Raw genomic sequence first — 16,466 nt, 5'->3', positions numbered from 1 at the left:
CATTCGTGCACATCGTGCACAGTTCAGGAGAAGACCATGACCGACCATATTTTGACCACACATGTTGGCTCGCTCCCCCGCACGCCTGCGCTTCTCGAAGCGAACCAGCGTCGCGCGGCCGGAGAGATTTCCGACGCCGATTTCCGCGAGATCCTCGAACTTGCCGTTGGCGAGGTGGTTGCCCGTCAGCGCGAGATCGGGCTCGACATCATCAACGAGGGCGAGTACGGCCACATCACGTCAGGCGCGGTCGATTACGGCGCCTGGTGGAACTACTCGTTCTCGCGCCTGGGCGGGCTCACGCTCTCAGGCAAGGATCGCTGGGCGAACGACGACGCCGTGCGCAGCGAACCGGGCAAGATCCGGCTCACGTCGTTCCAGGACCGGCGCGATCGGCGTCGTTTTAACGACGCCTACACCGACCCGACGTCGGGAATCCTCACCCACCGCGCGAGCGTGCCGAACCCGGAGATCACTGGGCCGATCACGTACGTGGGGCACAAGGAAACACGCACCGACGTCGGCCTGCTGACGAATGCGCTTGCCGCGCACGGCGGCGGAAACGGCTTCATTGCATCCCTTTCCCCGGGAGCGGCAGCTCGCCTCACGAACAAATTCTACGACGACGAAGTAGCGCAGCTTTGCGCATTTGCGGATGCCCAGCACGACGAGTACAAAATCATCACCGACGCCGGGTTCACGGTTCAGCTCGACGCGCCGGATCTTGCGGAAGCCTGGGATCAGATCAATCCTGAGCCGAGCGTGGAGGATTTCCAGGCGTGGCTCCAATTGCGTATTGATGCGGCAAATCGCGCGCTTGAGGGGATCAACCCGGACCAGGTCCGCCTTCATATCTGCTGGGGTTCGTGGCACGGCCCGCACACTACCGACATCCCGTTCGAGGCAATCGTGGATCAGTGTTTGCAGGTGAACGCGAAGTATTTCTCGTTCGAGGCGTCCTCACCCCGCCACGCGCATGAGTGGCGCGTGTGGGGTGGCGGGCGGTTGCCCAAGGGTCGCGTGCTGGTTCCCGGCGTCGTCTCGCATTCGACGAACGTGGTGGAGCATCCGCGCCTGGTGGCGGACAGGATCGTGAAGTTCGCCGAGCTGGTTGGCCCCGAGAACGTGATCGCCTCGACGGATTGTGGCCTGGGCGGGCGCATTCACCGCGATATCGCGTGGGCGAAGCTCGAATCGCTCGTCGAGGGCGCGCACATCGCCTCGACAGAGCTGTTTGGCTGATCCTCGCGCTTGAATTGAGCTCAGATCTTGCCGCTTAAATTGAGCTCGCAGGTGGGGTGCGGGAGGCTGGAATAACCCAGCCTCCCGCACCCCTGTTCAATCACGTGGCGTTATCACTTCTGCGTGATGATCACCTTCATCGCCTTTGTTTCCTTCGCGTTGCGGAAGGTCTCGTAGGCATCCATCATGTCGTTCATATCGAAGTGGTGGGTCACCAGATTCTCAGCCTTGAACTTTCCGTCCGTGATGCCCTGGAGGAGGCGCTCGCCTTCGACAGCGTTCACCAAGCCCATGGACATTCGAATGTTTTGAATCCAGTACTTGTTCATGGCGATTTCCACCGGCGCACCGTGCACACCAATATTTGCCACCTGGCCGCCAGGGCGCACGATCTTGAAGCAGTTTTGAAGAGTCACCGGAACGCCGACCGCTTCACATGCAACATCCACGCCGAGGCCACCTTCAGTGAGTGCCATGACCTGCTCGAACCAGTCCTCATCGCCCGCATTCACAGAATGCGTTGCACCGAACTTCGCCTTGGCATTCTCCAGGCGGTTATCGTCAAAATCAATGGCGATCACGCGCTTTGCACCATGAAGGGCCGACGTCATCATCGCAGCCAGGCCCACTGGGCCCGCACCGATGACCGCGATGGTGTCGCCTTCCTTCACACCGCCGTCGCGAATACCAATCTCATAGCCGGTTGGGAGAATGTCGGAAACCATACAACCCTGCTCATCAGACACGCCGTCGGGAATCCGGTAGAGGGAGGTATCAGCGAATGGAACGCGCACCTTCTCTGCTTGCGTCCCGTCGATCATGTATCCGAAGATCCAGCCGAGCCCCTTCGCACCTTCCGGATTCATACAGTGGGAGGTGAGCCCCTTCTTGCAGTACTCACACTCACCACAGGCGCTGACGCAGGAAAGGATTGCGCGATCACCGACCTTCCAGTTCTTCACGCCCTCACCAACCTCGATGATGGTGCCCACACCCTCGTGGCCGAGGATACGGCCATCTTCAACTTCGGGCATATCGCCCTTCCAGATATGAAGGTCAGTGCCACAAATCGTCGTGGTATCGATCTTCACAATAACGTCAGTTGGCTGCAGAATCTTTGGATCCGGATGCTCTTCCCACGCGATATTGCGCTCACCGTGGTACACCAATGCCTTCATGATCTCTCCCTTCGAAATGCTCATCATTGAGCAGTGAGAAAATATGGGATTGTAATTCCTAGTCGATAATTGTTATCATCTAGGTGTGTGGTTTATTGTTACCTCCACCACACGCTGGCAGTCTACAACCTCCACGAAGCGGACGAAAGACCCAAACTCAATTCGCCCGGGAGTTATCTCTCCCCTCCCGGGCGAATTGGCCTATTTGCGCCACTAAACGAGGATACGTTCACGATAAATTCAGCCCTTTTCCACAGATGTTTGAGAAATCTCCGACGAAGGGCCTACTCACTGACAAACGAACCGATGGCAAGATAGGGGAAAGTCAACGCCGACGAAGGGGCTCACCATGAACCTGAAATTTTCTGCCACCACTGAAGCGATCATCATGGGCGCTGGCACCACCGCCTACTATGCGCTACCCGATTTTGTGCGCTCACGTGTCGCTAGAGGCTTACTTAAAACGGCAATTGTTGCCGGTCTCGGAGCAATGAACGCAGCAAACGAACCTCGCCCCACCGACGTCGACGGCGATACTCACGACGACGCAAAGCCTGCCACTGCGCAAGTATGGGAAGACTTTACAGCCTACGACACCACAACAAAAGCAATCGCCCTCAGCGCGGGCGGAGCGGTACTTGCTGGATCGGTCGCGCTGACTATCTGGGGCGAGAAGACGATCTACCGCCGGGCCGTACGCGCCGGAGACCGCGGACGCAAACTGCCACACACAAAGCAAGCGCTCGTCATCGGCGTCCTCTCGGCGCTAGCTCCGTACGTCACTCGCCGCCTCGAAAGAATGGGATAGACGAGCAGGTGGCCGGCGAGGATTCTCGCCGGCCACCCGGTCTCTCAAACTACTGCCAACTGGGCACTCTCAGCTCAGCCAAGCGCCCAGAACACCTCACGCCGAAGCTCACCTCACACCGCGAGCTGCGGGTTTTCTTTGGCTTGCTCCCCGATCACGGCACGCACTTTTTCCAGGTACGCATCCACCTGCTGCGGGCATCGACCGATGTAGGCGGACGGGTCGAGGGCCTGCGCAAACTCCTTCGGGCTCATGCCAAACTCAGGGTGCTCGGCAAGCGCGCCGAGCAAATCGAAGGGCTCGCCGACCTTCATTTTCGCGGTTGCTGCGAGCGATTCTTCACGAATGATCTCGTGGAGTTCCTGGCGGTCTCCCCCACGCTTGACGCCTTCCATCAAAATGTTTTCGGTAGCGATAAACGGCAGGTAATCGCGCACAGCCTTCGCCACAATCGCATCGTTCACGTGCAAACCGAAAGTCACGTTCGCGGCGATTTTCAGGATCGCATCCACACCCAAGAACGCCTCGGGTACCGAAATCCGCCGGTTCGCCGAATCATCGAGCGTGCGCTCAAGCCACTGGGCACTCGCCGTCGCGGAGGCGTTCGCCGCATCCGCGATCACGTAACGCGCCAGGGAACAAATGCGCTCGGTACGCATCGGATTGCGCTTGTACGGCATCGCGCTCGAGCCGATCTGGTGCGCCTCGAAGGGCTCTTCCACCTGGCGATCATGCTGAAGCAGACGAATATCTTGCGCCATTCGATACGCGCTCGTGGCCACGCCTGCAAGCACGCTCATGATCCGCGCATCGAACTTGCGCGGATACGTCTGCCCGGCAACGTCGAAGAGCTTGTTGAACCCGAAATCGTCGGCAATCCGCCGGTTCATCTCGTCGATTGCACCGCCGTCGCCGTCGAACAGCTCCACAAAGCTCGCTTCGGTTCCGGTGGTGCCGCGGCAGCCAAGGAACTTGATCGTCGAAACAACGAAATCGAGCTCCTCAAGATCCGCCATAAAATCCTGCAGCCAGAGCGTGGCGCGCTTGCCCACGGTCACAAGCTGCGCAGGCTGGTAGTGCGTGTAGCCGAGGGTCGGCATCGCCTTGTAACTATCCGCAAAATCGGCAAGATTCGCAATCACAGCCACGAGCCCTTCGCGCACTTTGTCGAGCGCGTCGCGGTAGATCACCAGGTCCGCATTGTCGGTCACGTAGCAGCTCGTCGCACCGAGGTGAATAATCCCGGCGGCCTCGGGCGCGACCTGCCCGAACGAGTACACGTTCGCCATCACGTCGTGGCGCACCTCAGCCTCGCGCGCCTCGATCACATCGAACCGGATGTCGTCGGCGGCGGCTTCCAGCGCCGCGACCTGCTGCGCGCTCACCGGTAGCCCAAGCTCGTGCTGGGCTCGTGCCAAGCTCACCCAGAGTTTGCGCCAGGTAGCAACGCGCGTGCGCGGCGAGAACAGCTCCATCATCGTCTCCGACGCGTAGCGCTCCCCCAGCGGGCTCACATACCGATTTTTCGTTTCGCTCATTTTTTCCTCTCGCGACCCCGGCGCGCCAGCTTGCTCAGCCAGCGCGCCCGACGTCGGTGTTCTGTTTTCGCCGACGCTGGCTGCCTGCGCAAGTCAGTTGCGCACAATGTAGGCGTCGCGTTCGGCGCCCACCGACACGTAGCTGATGCGCGCGCCGATCTTGGACTCAACATACTCCACGTAGTCGCGTGCTTCTTGCGGAAGTTCGTCCCAGGTGCGCGCGCCGGAGATGTCGGTGCGCCAGCCCGGCAGCGAGGTTTCGATCGGGCGGGCACGGTCCAGATCGGAGGGGAACGGGAAACGCTCGGTGCGTTCGCCGTCGAGCTCGTAGGCCTCGACAACCGGGATCTCGTCCATGTCGGACAGCACGTCCATCTTCGTCAGCGCGATCTCGGTAGCGCCCTGAACCTCAACGCCATAGCGGGTGGCCACGATGTCGATCGGGCCAACGCGGCGCGGGCGCCCCGTCGTCGCGCCATACTCGCCGCCGGCGTCGCGCAGACGATCCGCCTTCTCGCCGTCCCACTCGCACACGAACGGGCCAGCACCCACCGCCGTCGAGTAGGCCTTCACCACGCCTACCACGCGCTCCACGCGGGCGCTCGGCAAGCCAGAGCCAACCGGCGCGTATGCAGCGATCGTATTCGACGAGGTCGTGAACGGGTGGATACCGAAGTCGATGTCGCGAAGCGCGCCAAGCTGCGCCTCGAACAGGATACGCTTGCCGGCCGCGCGGGCGTCGCCGAGCACCTGCGCAGGGTCAGCCAGGAACGGAACCATGCGCATCGCCCACTCGTCAATCCATTCCATTACATCGTCCAGCGACGTCGGTTCGGCCCCGTACACGCCCTCAAGAGTGAGGTTCTCCCACTCGAGCAGCAGCGCCACGTGCTTGCGCAGCGCCTCGCGATTACGCAGCTCGCCCGCGAGGATCGTCTTCTTCGCAAACTTGTCCGAATAGAACGGCGCAATCCCCTGCTTCGTGGAGCCGTACTGCTTATCCGCAAGGCGCGCCTCCTCGAGGTTGTCCCGGTCGCGGTGCCACGGCAGCAGTAGCGAGGCACGCTCGGAAACCACCAGGTTCTGTGGCGTCACGGCCACACCCTGCGCCGCAACGTCGTCGATCTCGCGCATGAGTTGCTCGGCGTTCACGGCCACGCCGTTGCCAAGCACGTTGATCACGCCCGGGTTGAAAATACCCGACGGCAGCAGGTGAAGCGCGAACGTGCCATGCTCGTTGACCACCGTGTGGCCAGCGTTCCCGCCGCCCTGGTAGCGCGCCACCACGTCGTATTGGGCGGCGAGAAGATCGACCATGCGCCCCTTACCTTCGTCGCCCCAGTTGATTCCCACGATTGCTGCGATCTGATCCGTCATTACTGTTCTTTCTTTGTGAAGTTTGTGTTTTGCGGCACCTGGCGACGCCGGTGCCCAGGGCGCGTCTTAACGCTCGGCGGGCACCGACGTCGGGAGGTCACCAGGAGGTCGGAACCGGTGCGCCCTCGCGGTAGCCGGAGGACGACTGGATGCCAACGATCGCGCGCTGGCGGAACTGTTCGATGTTCGCCGAGCCTGCGTAGGTGAACGAGGAACGCACACCAGAGACGATCTGATCGATGAGGTCTTCAACGCCCGGGCGCTCCGGGTCGAGGAACATGCGCCCGCCCGAGATCCCCTCTTCGAAGAGCGCCTTGCGAGCGCGATCGAAAGCCGATTCCTTCGCGGTGCGGTTCTTCACCGCGCGCTTGGAGGCCATGCCGAAGGACTCCTTGTACGGGCGGCCGTTCGCGTCCCACTGGAGCTCGCCCGGCGATTCGTACGTGCCGGCGAACCACGAGCCAATCATCACGTTGGAGGCGCCGGCCGCGAGTGCCAAGGCGACGTCGCGCGGGTGGCGCACACCGCCGTCGGCCCAGACGTGCGCGCCGAGCTTTTCGGCTTCCTGGGCGCACTCGAGCACGGCGGAGAACTGCGGGCGGCCGACGCCGGTTTGCATGCGGGTGGTGCACATCGCGCCCGGGCCGACACCCACCTTGACGATGCTTGCGCCGGCTTCAACGAGATCGCGGACGCCGTCGGCGTGCACAACGTTTCCGGCCACGATCGGGAATCCCTCGGGCACGACGGCTCGCACCGAACGCACGGCTTCGAGCATGGTGTCCTGGTGGCCGTGGGCGGTATCGACCACGATCAGATCCACACCCGCCTCGACCAGGCGCTTCGCTTTGCCTGCCGGGTCGCCGTTCATCCCGATCGCTGCGCCGACGCGCAGGCAGCCGTTCGCGTCCACGTTCGGCTGGTAGATCGTGGCACGCACAGCGCCAGCGCGAGTGAGCACGCCAACAAGCGCACCGGCGTCGTCAACGATCGGGGCGAGCGGATAATGGCTCTCTTTGAGCGTTTCGTATGCCTCACGCGGGTCCACTCCCTCGGGGAGCGTGAGAAGGCGGGTGCTCATCACTTCTTTGACCTGGGTGAAACGGTCCACGCCGGTGACGTCGTCCATGTTGACGATGCCGAGCGGGATGCCCGAATCCGGGTCCGCAACGATTGCGGCTCCGTGGGCACGCTTGGGGATCAGGCCGCGAACGTATCCGCAGGTGTGGTGCGGCTTGACGACGACGGGGGTGTCGTACAGGAGGTGGGCGGACTTGACTTGTGCGACGGTGTCGATCACGACGTCGACGGGGATGTCTTGGGGGATAATCACGAGGCCGCCACGGCGGGCCACGGTTTCCGCCATGCGCTTGCCGGCGATCGCCGTCATGTTCGCAACGACGAGGGGGATGGTGGTGCCGGTGTGATCGGCGGTGGTCAGATCCACGTTGGAACGTGATCCGACGGAGGAACGCGACGGCACCATGAAGACGTCGTCGTACGTGAGCTCGAACTGGGGCTTTGAATCGTTAAGGAATTTCACGACGTTGAGTCTAGGGAGCGGCGAGCTGGAAGTGAAGCCAATTCACACAAGAATCTCATATTTCGAGATTAGTGCGTCTCGCTATTTGGCCAATGGCGACATTTCGGGGTTTTGCAGGGGTGAAAAACGGGCACTAATTTCCTCTGCGTCCACAATATGGAATTAAAAAATCCATATTGTGGATTTGCATCACCACCGCTCAAGAGTATAGTTATCACCATAAGCGGATATTTATTCACTATTTTCAGGAGTTCCCCAATGTCTAAAGAACGCATTCTTCTCGCCTACTCCGGCGGCCTCGACACCTCGATCATCATCCCGTGGCTGAAGGAACACTACGACTGCGACGTCGTCGCAATGGCTGGCGAGGTCGGCATCGGCGTTGATCAGGAAGCCCTCGAAAAGAAGGCCCTCGCGTGCGGTGCGGAAAAGATCTACGTCGAGGATCTCACCGAGGAATACATCACCGACTACATCTACCCCACTCTCAAGGCCGGCGCCGTGTACGAGGGCAAGTATCTCCTGGGCACCTCCACCGCTCGCCCCGTGATCGCCAAGCGCATGGTGGAAATCGCGAAGGCTGAAGGCTGCACCGCCATCGCCCATGGCTGCACCGGCAAGGGCAACGATCAGGTGCGCTTCGAGCTCGCCATCAAGGCCCTTGCCCCCGGCATGAAGATCATCGCCCCCTGGCGCACCTGGGACATCCGCTCGCGCGACGAAGAGATCGAGTACGCCACAGCGCGCAACATCCCCGTGCCGGTCACCAAGGAAAACAACTACTCCATGGACCAAAACATCTGGCACCTCTCGCACGAGGGCATGGATCTGGAGGACCCGGCAAACGAGCCCAAGTACGATTCGCTACTCCACCTGATGAACACGCCCGAGGCAGCCCCCGACGAGGCCGAGTACGTTGAACTCGAATTCGCTGACGGCGTTCCGGTGCGCGTGAACGACGTCACGGGCGACGTCGAGATGCTCACCTACCTCAACGAGCTTGCCGGCAAGCACGGCGTGGGAATCGCCGACATCGTGGAAAACCGCCTCGTGGGAATGAAATCGCGCGGCGTATACGAAACCCCGGGCGGCACCGTGCTCTACGCGGCTCACCGCGAGCTCGAGCTCCTCACCCTCGATCGCGATACGCTCCACTACAAGGATCTCGTTTCCCAAAAGTTCGCTGAGCTCGTCTACAACGGCTTGTGGTTCCACCCCTTACGCGAGGCGCTCAGTGCGTTCGTCGACAATACGCAAAAAGTCGTCACCGGCGTCGTGAAACTCAAGCTCTACAAAGGCAACGTCACCCCGGCAGGAACTACCTCGCCGTACTCGCTCTACCAGGAAGAACTCTCCACGTTCAACGAGGACGACGTGTACAACCAGGGGGATGCCACCGGCTTTATTAACTTGTTCGGCCTGCCCACCGCCGTCGTGGCACAGATGCGCGCCGCCAACGGAATGCTCGAGGGCTGACATGGCGAAAATGATGTGGGACGGGCGGTTCCAAAAGGCGACTGCCGCCGATGTGGCGAAGATGAACTCCTCGCTCGGCTTCGACCAGCGCATGTACGCCGCGGATATCGCCGGCTCGATCGCGCACGCCACCATGCTGGCAGCAGTCGGCGTGCTGACGGATACCGAGCGCGACGCGATCGTTGGCGGGCTGCGCGGCATCCAGGCTGATATCGAATCGGGCACGCTCGCTTTCGATAACGGTGCGGAAGACATCCATATGTTTGTCGAAGAGGAGCTCACGGCGCGCATTGGCGAGCCCGGAAAGAAACTCCATACCGCCCGGTCCCGTAACGATCAGGTGGCCACCGATCTACGACTGTGGATGCGTGGCGAGTTAGCAACGCTCACGGCAATGATTGGCGAGCTCACCACCACGGTGATTGCTGTAGCCGAGGCCCACACCTCCACCGTGATGCCCGGCTACACGCACCTCCAGCGAGCCCAGCCCATCACGTTCGGTCACCACCTCATGGCCTACGCACACATGTTTGTGCGCGATCTGGCGCGGCTTGCCGACGCCGGGGCGCGGGCGAACGTCTCCCCGCTCGGCGCGGCCGCGCTCGCTACGACCACCTATCCGATCGACCGCGCAATGAGCGCCGAGTTGCTCGGCTTCGATGCGGTGATGGGGAACTCGATCGACGCCGTCGCGGACCGCGACTACGTTGTGGAAGTTGCGGCGGCGCTCTCGCTGTTCATGATGCACCTCTCGCGCCTGAGCGAAGAGGTGATCCTGTGGAGCTCGGCCGAGTTCGCATTCGTCGAGATCGACGATGCCTACGCCACCGGATCCTCGATCATGCCACAGAAAAAGAACCCCGATGTGGCCGAACTGACCCGTGGGAAAACCTCTCGCGTCTTCGGGCACCTCCTCGGGTTGCTCACGATGATGAAGAACCTCCCCCTCGCCTATAACAAAGACTTGCAGGAGGATAAGGAGGCGATTTTCGACGTTGTGGATACAGTGCGGCTCGTGGTTCCGGCGTTCACCGGCATGATCGCCATGCTGGACGTGCGCGAGGAGCGGATGCGCGAGGCCGCCGCCGGCGGCTTTACGAACGCCACCGACCTTGCTGACTACCTGGTGACGAAGGGAGTGCCGTTCCGCGAGGCTCACGCACACTCCGGGGCGCTCGTCCACTACTGCATCGAACACGGCACGGTTCTCGAAGATCTCCCGCTTGAAGTTTTCCAGGCCGAGTCAGACGTGATCGAGGATGACGTGTACGGCTTCCTCGACATTGACGCATGCGTGGCACGCCGAAACATCCCCGGAGGCCCCGCGCCTGCGGCCGTGGTGGCAGATATCGCGGCGGTGCGTTCAGAACTCGCCACTCTCAGGATCTCGGCGGGTGCGCAGTGATCTAGCGGCGTTTTCGGATGCCAACGCAACGGCTAGCACCGGCGTCGGTGGGCACCGGCGTCGGCAGCAACTGAAACTGACGGGGCACAATAAAGCGGTGAGGCGGCATTGCCGCCTCACCGCTCACTTCTGAGAAAATCAGCCGATGACGCCCGCAGGAACCTTGATACCCATGTCCTTCTCGAACTTGGCGAAGGACTCGTCGATGATGTCGCGAAGCACCTTCACCGAGCTCTCCAAGTGCTCGGTTTCCACCATATCGAGCTGGATCGGAATCACCGTGCTCACGCCCTCGGCTCCGATCACGGCCGGAGTTCCCGTGTAGATGTCGTGTACCCCGAACTCGCCGTCCAGGTATGCAGAAATCGCATGAACCGAGTTCTCATCGCGAACGATCGCCTTTGTGATCTGCGCGAGAGCCACGCCGATGCCATAGAAGGTGGCACCCTTCGCATCGATGATCTTGTAGGCAGCGTTGACCACCTTGTCGAAGATGTCCACCAGCGCCTTCGAGTTCACGCTCGGATCGCGCATAATCCAGCCCGAGAGGGCCATACCGCCGATATTCGCGTTCGACCACACCGGGAACTCGCTATCGCCATGCTCGCCCATAATGTAGGCGTGCACCGAGCGGGCGTCCACGTTGAACAGCTCGCCAATCTCCTTGCGTAGACGCGCCGAATCGAGCGCTGTACCCGAACCAAACACGCGGCTCGAGGGCAGGCCCGAGAAGCGCCAGGCCGCGTATGTGAGGATATCCACCGGGTTCGAGGCCACGAGGATCATGCCGTCGAAGCCAGTTGCCATCACCGAAGAGATAATGTCATGGAAAATGCGCAGGTTCTTATCCACGAGCTGAAGGCGGGTCTCCCCCGGCTTTTGCGGAGCGCCACCACAAATCACGATCAGGCCGGCGTCGGCACAATCCTCGTAATCCGCCGCAAAAATCTTCTTCGGCGAGGTATAGGACAGGGCGTCGGACAGGTCCATCACGTCGCCAATTGCCTTCTTCTTATTGAGGTCGATGATGCCGAGCTCGCGGCCAATCCCCTCGATCGTGAGGGCGTACGCGTAGGAGGAGCCCACCGCGCCGTCGCCGATCAAGATAATCTTCGAGTTCTGGTGCGCGCGATTCTTCGCAACGGCTGCCTTGACTCGCTCAACGTTCTTTTGGACCTGTTCCGGCACCGGCGTCGTTACGCCTTCCTGGGCGGCAGTGGCGTGTGGTGAGTTGGTGTTCTTGTCCGTAGTGCTTGGTGTGTCTTTCTTCGCGCTCATCGCTACTCCTTTTGCCACTAAACGCAACTATCGAATACCTCTTAAGGCTAGTTCCGCGAGGGCTCACATGCCCATGCCGGAGACCCCTATGTGAGCGAGCTCAACACGATGTTTCAAACCCTCTCATCTCGTAGTAGCCCCCGGCCTCGGCGTCACAAATTAGTCGATTCGCATTTCAGGGCGCGCGACGGGTGCGGGGTTGATGCGCGGCCGGATCGGCGTGTGTGGCATTTTGGGCGCGGGTAGCCAACTCGGGCCGTCTTGGTGGTGGCCAATGTAGCCTTCGACGGTTCCGAATCGGCCCGAGTGGGTTTGCCATTCCTCACGCGCCCGCTCGATTTCCTCGTGCGTGCGGCCCACGAAGTTCCACCACATCACGAGCGATTCCTCGAACGGTTCCCCACCGATGAGGAGCATGCGAGCCTCGGTTTGGCCAGTGTTTTCGATGGTCAGCAAGGTTTCGCCGACGCCGGTGTAGGCCAGTTGCGTCCGCTCTACCGGCACCCCTTCGAGCAGCACGTCGCCGGCGTCGAGCAGGAGGCCGTGTTCGAAGCTTTCGGCAACGTCCAGCGTGAGGCGCGCACCGGCGTCGAGCCGAATCTCCGCGCCGACGAGCGGTGTGAAGCAGGTGATCGGCGAGGTCGAACCGAGGAGTTCACCCATAAAGACGAGGACCTGCCCGCCGTCGAAGGTAACCGGTTCGGGGACGTAGTTTTCGAAGCGACGCTCGCCGTCGCGAACCGAATCGGGTAGTGCCACCCACAGTTGCACGCCGTGGAGGCGGGTGGTGGATTGCGTGGAGGTTTCGGAGTGGGAGATGCCGTGGCCGGCGGTCATGAAGTTGGCTTCGCCCGGGCGCACGACGGCGTGGTAGCCGGCTGCGTCGTTGTGCATGATCTGACCTTCGAAAAGCCACGAAACGGTTTGCAGGCCCATGTGCGGATGCGGGGCAACGTCCATTCCGCCGGTGACGGAAACGTCGTCGGGCCCGTAGTGGTCGCAAAAACACCAGGCGCCGATCAGCGAGCGCTGGCGCTGCGGGAGCGTGCGCTTGACCGTCATGGCGCGAGGCCCGCCGAGCGGGACGTCGCGGGAGGTGATGATTTCTACTGCGGCTCGATTCTCCATGCACACAGGCTACCGGGGAAAGCGCAGGCAGGTGGGGGTATTTTGGCGTCAGCGAAAGCGGCGGACTTTCAAGGTCCGCCGCTTAGCCGATTCCCGACGCCGGCGCTCAGCTTTCGCGCGAGGCAGCGAGTTCGCGCACCGGGCCCGCCAGGCTGACCAGCAAGAAGACGATGCCAACGGTGATCGCGATGTGCCCCAGGCCAGCGATGCCTGCGGCCGCGGCTCCCGCCTTGTGACCGCCGAGCTGCACGATCCCCTGCCAGAGCATCACGCCGGCGGTGAGCGCCAGGCCGGTGTTGTAGCCGTGGAAGAAGCCTTTGAATGCGCGCGTATTTGAGATATGGAAGACGGCGTCGAGCGCGAGAACCACGAGCATCACGATCATGCCGAGGGAAAGCAAGTGGGTGTGGAGGGTGGCCAGCTGGGTTTTGGGGATCACGTCCATCGAATGCGTGAGTGTGCGGTACAGCAGGCCCGCAAACAGGCCGAGCGCAGCATACACGCATGCGGCAATCCAGATCTTCTTCATGTTCTCTCCTTGGCGGGTTGTGCACGCGTGGCGGTGTTGCCCGCGCTTTTGCTCCACCCTACACGGCACGCTTGGCGACGGCGAGCGACGCGCGTGACGCTAAGTTTCGGCGCCGACGTCGGAGCTCGGGCGGCTCATCGCAGCGCCCGCGGGCGCTATCGCGCTTGCCTTGTGCGCACTAATCGCGCTCGTGCCGGTGCTGAACCGGGTGAGCACGCCCCAAAACAACCGCCGAGAGTAGCTAGAAAGGTAAATCGAAAGCGAGACTTAGCCCCAAGGATAATTCACTTTCCTGTTCATCGAAGAAATAGCCGATTCTTTTTCCGAGCAGAGTCTGAGGGATCGTGGTGATGTTGTCTAAAGCCACTACACACTCGTGATCAAGACCGTTGCGTTGGCCCACTCGTACTTCGCTGGTTAACCCACGAATTGTTGAGGTAATCGGCGCAACGGTCACTTTCCGCATTGCAGGAAGCGCTATTTCACGGGTCAAGATAAGGACTGGGCGAGTTTTGTCTAATTTCGCTAAACGGATCTCACGCATTGTTCTCAATCCAAGTCAGAAAAGACCGAACTGCTCCGCCCCGCTGACCACGCAACTAGGGAGTCGAGATCATCCTCTGCCCCCTGCTCACGCAAAATTTGAGCATCACGCATGGCCAATCGACGGCGCATATCACGCTCAATCGCACTCGTAACAAAATCAGTGCGATTGCGTGCGCCACCTTTATGCACCTCTGCGTCAATAAACTCCGCTAACTCATCAGGGATACGAACTGCAATTTGGACTGTCATGCACATAGTATGACACATTGAGCATTCGAAGGAAATGCCAAAATCTCACATTCACAGACGCCGGGGCGAGGGGCGGTTTTCGTCGCTAGACTGGCCGATTGTGAGTACCGAAAACCCCACCCCGACGTCGGGCATGCAAGGCGCGCCCGAACCACACATTGCGCACGGCACACCAGCCAAGCCCGTGGTGCAGCCAGCCGAGCCACCGCGGCTCCCCCGCCACGAGCGCAACTTCGTGGCGCTGTTTGCTCCCGCGATCGTGATCAGTTCGGCGATCATGCAATACGTGGGCGCATCGATCGCCGTGCAGCTCTTCGCGGCGGCGACCGTGGGCGCGGTGGCATGGGGGCGTTTCTCCATCGCAGGGATCGTTTTAGCCGCGATCCGCCGGCCAAAAATCCCCTGGTGCCACCCACGCCAAGCGTGGCTCACGCTCCGCGCGCCGGCCGCGTTCGGCCTGGCGCTGACCACCATGAACGTGGTGTTTTACTATGCGATCTCACTGATCCACCTGGGCACGGCGGTGGCCCTCGAGTTCCTCGGGCCGGTGGTGCTCGCCGCACTCACCGGCAGAAGTATCCGCGAGCGCGTCGGCATTGGTTTTGCGCTCGCTGGCGTGTTCCTGATCTCGTGGGTAGGTGTGGATTTGAGCGCGCCGGGTCAGCTCCTCGGTGTTCTACTTGCGCTGTTCGCCGGCCTGTTCTGGGCGCTCTACATTTGGACTGGGCGCAAGGTGAGCACGGGCGCAAGCGGGCCCGACGCCCTCGCGATCGGCTTTTGCGCCGGCGCTCTCGCCTACCTTCCGCTCGCGATCATAGGCTTCGGCCCGATCCTCACGGATTACCGCCTGCTCGCGATGATGATCGGCGTGGCTGTTCTCTCCTCGCTCCTGCCGTTCTTGTTGGATGTTTTGCTCTTCAAACACATTCCCACGTCCACCTATTCGCTGATCAGCTCGCTGTTTCCAGCGACGTCGATGCTCGTTGGGGTTGCGTTGCTGGGCCAGATCCCGACGCCGGGCGAGCTTGTTGGCTTGGGTTGCATCACGGTGGCGGTGGCCCTCGCTCGCGGCTGAGAACATGAAAATGGCGAGTTCCCATGAAACTCGCCATTTTCATCTCAACGAATCGTGCTAGCCCCGGTTCGCCAGCCGCGCGTCGCGACGAGCCAGCACATCGGCGTCGGCAAACTCGGCCGCGATTCGCATGCTCTCGGGCGTATCCGCGTAGACCTCTTGGGTCAACGGGTTGCGCCGCTTCGTAACAACTCGGTACGCATGCCACGCGAAAACCGCTACATTCACCAGCAACGCCAACAGCGACACAATGAACATCGCCTGCGGGTTGTGCGCGGAGCGGTGTGCGAACGCGGAATCGTGCATGAAATGCGGGAACGTGAGCACCACACCCGACCAGAACGTGAGCGTGTATGCACGATACTGGATCCATGCGCCGCGCCCGCCGCGCATCAACGCCGGGATCGTGCATGCCGCGAGCAGTGCCACGCCCGAATACCATGCGCGGTCTGCCAGGCAGTTGTACACGTAGGCAACGTTCCACAGGTCGTAGGCGATGATCCACGGGATCGTCAGATCACCCCAGATAATCTGCTTGTTCTTCCCCTTTGCGACATAGATCCCGACCCAGCCGGAGATCATCAGCAGGTTCAAAATTCCAGCAATACCGTTCATGATGTTCCACGGGCCGCCCCATGTGAGCATATTGTTCTCGGGGTCCACGCCGTGAATAAAGTAGCACTGAAAATCACGGATCACGGCTTCAAGGATGTTGACGGACAGAATCAGCGGCGGAATGCACAAGTACCACGCTTTAGTGCGCAGCTTCGGAAAATACTGGAGCGCCACGAGCGAAAGTGAGCCCAGAAGCGCCGAGTACTGTTTGACGATCGGGAACCAGCCGGCGGAACTTGTGCCGGCCGTCGACCACGGCCACCAGAACATCGTGAGCAACACCGGAATCACGATGAACGACGCGATCGCCATCCACTTACTGCGGATCGCGAGCCACGCGGCGGTCGCGAGCGCGGCGATCACCACCGCGAGCATTGCATAGTCCCACCACTGCCCCACTTCAAAGAAAAAGAGGGTGGGATAGGTTGGCTCCATGGGTTACTTCGCCTCCTTCTCGCCGGCTTCGCCCGACGACGCCG

At 61.3% G+C, this 16,466-nt stretch carries 15 protein-coding genes; 5 read left to right on the top strand and 10 right to left on the bottom strand.

The genetic code is table 11. From position 1 onward, the window contains the following. Positions 1 to 36: 36 nt before the first annotated feature. Positions 37 to 1,242, top strand: a complete 1,206-nt coding sequence (locus P8A24_RS03190) for a cobalamin-independent methionine synthase II family protein (RefSeq protein ID WP_278059667.1) — start codon at positions 37 to 39, stop codon at positions 1,240 to 1,242. Positions 1,243 to 1,355: 113 nt separating this feature from the next. Here the strand turns inward: P8A24_RS03190 and P8A24_RS03185 are convergent, their stop codons facing one another. Further along, the gene (locus tag P8A24_RS03185) at positions 1,356 to 2,447 is read right to left on the bottom strand and encodes a zinc-dependent alcohol dehydrogenase family protein (protein WP_278059665.1); all 1,092 of its coding nucleotides are present in this window, start codon (positions 2,445 to 2,447) and stop codon (positions 1,356 to 1,358) included. A 322-nt stretch (positions 2,448 to 2,769) separates the two neighbouring features. Here P8A24_RS03185 and P8A24_RS03180 point away from each other — a divergent pair, with 322 nt between their 5' ends. Next, entirely contained in the window at positions 2,770 to 3,228 is a 459-nt protein-coding gene (locus tag P8A24_RS03180; RefSeq protein WP_278059663.1) for a hypothetical protein, read from the top strand. A 113-nt stretch (positions 3,229 to 3,341) separates the two neighbouring features. Here the strand turns inward: P8A24_RS03180 and purB are convergent, their stop codons facing one another. The 3 genes from purB to P8A24_RS03165 form a co-directional block, all read right to left on the bottom strand. Next, positions 3,342 to 4,766: an adenylosuccinate lyase gene (purB, locus tag P8A24_RS03175; protein WP_278059661.1), complete on the bottom strand. Its 1,425-nt coding sequence runs from the start codon at positions 4,764 to 4,766 to the stop codon at positions 3,342 to 3,344. A gap of 93 nt (positions 4,767 to 4,859) precedes the next feature. Further along, the gene (locus tag P8A24_RS03170; RefSeq protein ID WP_278059659.1) at positions 4,860 to 6,143 is read right to left on the bottom strand and encodes an adenylosuccinate synthase; all 1,284 of its coding nucleotides are present in this window, start codon (positions 6,141 to 6,143) and stop codon (positions 4,860 to 4,862) included. 97 nt (positions 6,144 to 6,240) lie between these two features. Beyond that, on the bottom strand, positions 6,241 to 7,686 hold the full coding sequence (locus P8A24_RS03165; protein ID WP_278059656.1) for a GuaB1 family IMP dehydrogenase-related protein: 1,446 nt from the start codon (positions 7,684 to 7,686) through the stop codon (positions 6,241 to 6,243). A 258-nt stretch (positions 7,687 to 7,944) separates the two neighbouring features. Here P8A24_RS03165 and P8A24_RS03160 point away from each other — a divergent pair, with 258 nt between their 5' ends. Next, on the top strand, positions 7,945 to 9,162 hold the full coding sequence (locus P8A24_RS03160; RefSeq protein WP_278059654.1) for an argininosuccinate synthase: 1,218 nt from the start codon (positions 7,945 to 7,947) through the stop codon (positions 9,160 to 9,162). Between the two features lies 1 nt (position 9,163). Then, on the top strand, positions 9,164 to 10,567 hold the full coding sequence (argH, locus tag P8A24_RS03155) for an argininosuccinate lyase (RefSeq protein WP_278059652.1): 1,404 nt from the start codon (positions 9,164 to 9,166) through the stop codon (positions 10,565 to 10,567). A gap of 138 nt (positions 10,568 to 10,705) precedes the next feature. On the opposite strand, the gene P8A24_RS03150 is transcribed toward argH, so the two are convergent. The 5 genes from P8A24_RS03150 to P8A24_RS03130 form a co-directional block, all read right to left on the bottom strand. Continuing rightward, the gene (locus P8A24_RS03150; RefSeq protein ID WP_278059650.1) at positions 10,706 to 11,845 is read right to left on the bottom strand and encodes an L-lactate dehydrogenase; all 1,140 of its coding nucleotides are present in this window, start codon (positions 11,843 to 11,845) and stop codon (positions 10,706 to 10,708) included. 159 nt (positions 11,846 to 12,004) lie between these two features. After that, positions 12,005 to 12,973, bottom strand: a complete 969-nt coding sequence (locus P8A24_RS03145) for a pirin family protein (RefSeq protein ID WP_278059648.1) — start codon at positions 12,971 to 12,973, stop codon at positions 12,005 to 12,007. Positions 12,974 to 13,079: 106 nt separating this feature from the next. Beyond that, positions 13,080 to 13,502: a DUF2871 family protein gene (locus P8A24_RS03140; protein WP_278059646.1), complete on the bottom strand. Its 423-nt coding sequence runs from the start codon at positions 13,500 to 13,502 to the stop codon at positions 13,080 to 13,082. Between the two features lie 241 nt (positions 13,503 to 13,743). Next, positions 13,744 to 14,046, bottom strand: coding sequence for a type II toxin-antitoxin system PemK/MazF family toxin (locus P8A24_RS03135; protein WP_278059644.1), 303 nt, complete (start codon positions 14,044 to 14,046; stop codon positions 13,744 to 13,746). A 5-nt stretch (positions 14,047 to 14,051) separates the two neighbouring features. Then, positions 14,052 to 14,297 carry a ribbon-helix-helix domain-containing protein gene (locus tag P8A24_RS03130; protein ID WP_278059642.1) on the bottom strand — a complete coding sequence of 82 codons (246 nt, stop codon included), beginning with the start codon at positions 14,295 to 14,297 and terminating at the stop codon, positions 14,052 to 14,054. 100 nt (positions 14,298 to 14,397) lie between these two features. On the opposite strand from P8A24_RS03130, the gene P8A24_RS03125 reads away from it, so the two are divergent. After that, complete coding sequence (locus tag P8A24_RS03125; protein WP_278059639.1) at positions 14,398 to 15,372, top strand: EamA family transporter; 975 nt, start codon at positions 14,398 to 14,400, stop codon at positions 15,370 to 15,372. Between the two features lie 57 nt (positions 15,373 to 15,429). Here P8A24_RS03125 and P8A24_RS03120 read toward each other — a convergent pair whose 3' ends face one another. Next, the gene (locus P8A24_RS03120) at positions 15,430 to 16,422 is read right to left on the bottom strand and encodes a DUF5692 family protein (RefSeq protein ID WP_278059638.1); all 993 of its coding nucleotides are present in this window, start codon (positions 16,420 to 16,422) and stop codon (positions 15,430 to 15,432) included. Positions 16,423 to 16,466: the final 44 nt, after the last annotated feature.

Source organism: Arcanobacterium wilhelmae (assembly GCF_029632765.1).
Lineage (GTDB): Bacteria > Actinomycetota > Actinomycetes > Actinomycetales > Actinomycetaceae > Arcanobacterium > Arcanobacterium wilhelmae.
Note: the sequence above shows the minus strand (reverse complement) of the source record. Positions and strands in the feature narration are given on the sequence as shown.

Coding starts and splice junctions, on each gene's coding strand:
- P8A24_RS03190 (WP_278059667.1), top strand. CDS start 37: ATGACCGACCATATTTTGACCACACATGTTGGCTCGCTCCCCCGCACG.
- P8A24_RS03185 (WP_278059665.1), bottom strand. CDS start 2,447: ATGATGAGCATTTCGAAGGGAGAGATCATGAAGGCATTGGTGTACCAC.
- P8A24_RS03180 (WP_278059663.1), top strand. CDS start 2,770: ATGAACCTGAAATTTTCTGCCACCACTGAAGCGATCATCATGGGCGCT.
- purB (WP_278059661.1), bottom strand. CDS start 4,766: ATGAGCGAAACGAAAAATCGGTATGTGAGCCCGCTGGGGGAGCGCTAC.
- P8A24_RS03170 (WP_278059659.1), bottom strand. CDS start 6,143: ATGACGGATCAGATCGCAGCAATCGTGGGAATCAACTGGGGCGACGAA.
- P8A24_RS03160 (WP_278059654.1), top strand. CDS start 7,945: ATGTCTAAAGAACGCATTCTTCTCGCCTACTCCGGCGGCCTCGACACC.
- argH (WP_278059652.1), top strand. CDS start 9,164: ATGGCGAAAATGATGTGGGACGGGCGGTTCCAAAAGGCGACTGCCGCC.
- P8A24_RS03150 (WP_278059650.1), bottom strand. CDS start 11,845: ATGAGCGCGAAGAAAGACACACCAAGCACTACGGACAAGAACACCAAC.
- P8A24_RS03145 (WP_278059648.1), bottom strand. CDS start 12,973: ATGGAGAATCGAGCCGCAGTAGAAATCATCACCTCCCGCGACGTCCCG.
- P8A24_RS03140 (WP_278059646.1), bottom strand. CDS start 13,502: ATGAAGAAGATCTGGATTGCCGCATGCGTGTATGCTGCGCTCGGCCTG.
- P8A24_RS03135 (WP_278059644.1), bottom strand. CDS start 14,046: ATGCGTGAGATCCGTTTAGCGAAATTAGACAAAACTCGCCCAGTCCTT.
- P8A24_RS03130 (WP_278059642.1), bottom strand. CDS start 14,297: ATGACAGTCCAAATTGCAGTTCGTATCCCTGATGAGTTAGCGGAGTTT.
- P8A24_RS03120 (WP_278059638.1), bottom strand. CDS start 16,422: ATGGAGCCAACCTATCCCACCCTCTTTTTCTTTGAAGTGGGGCAGTGG.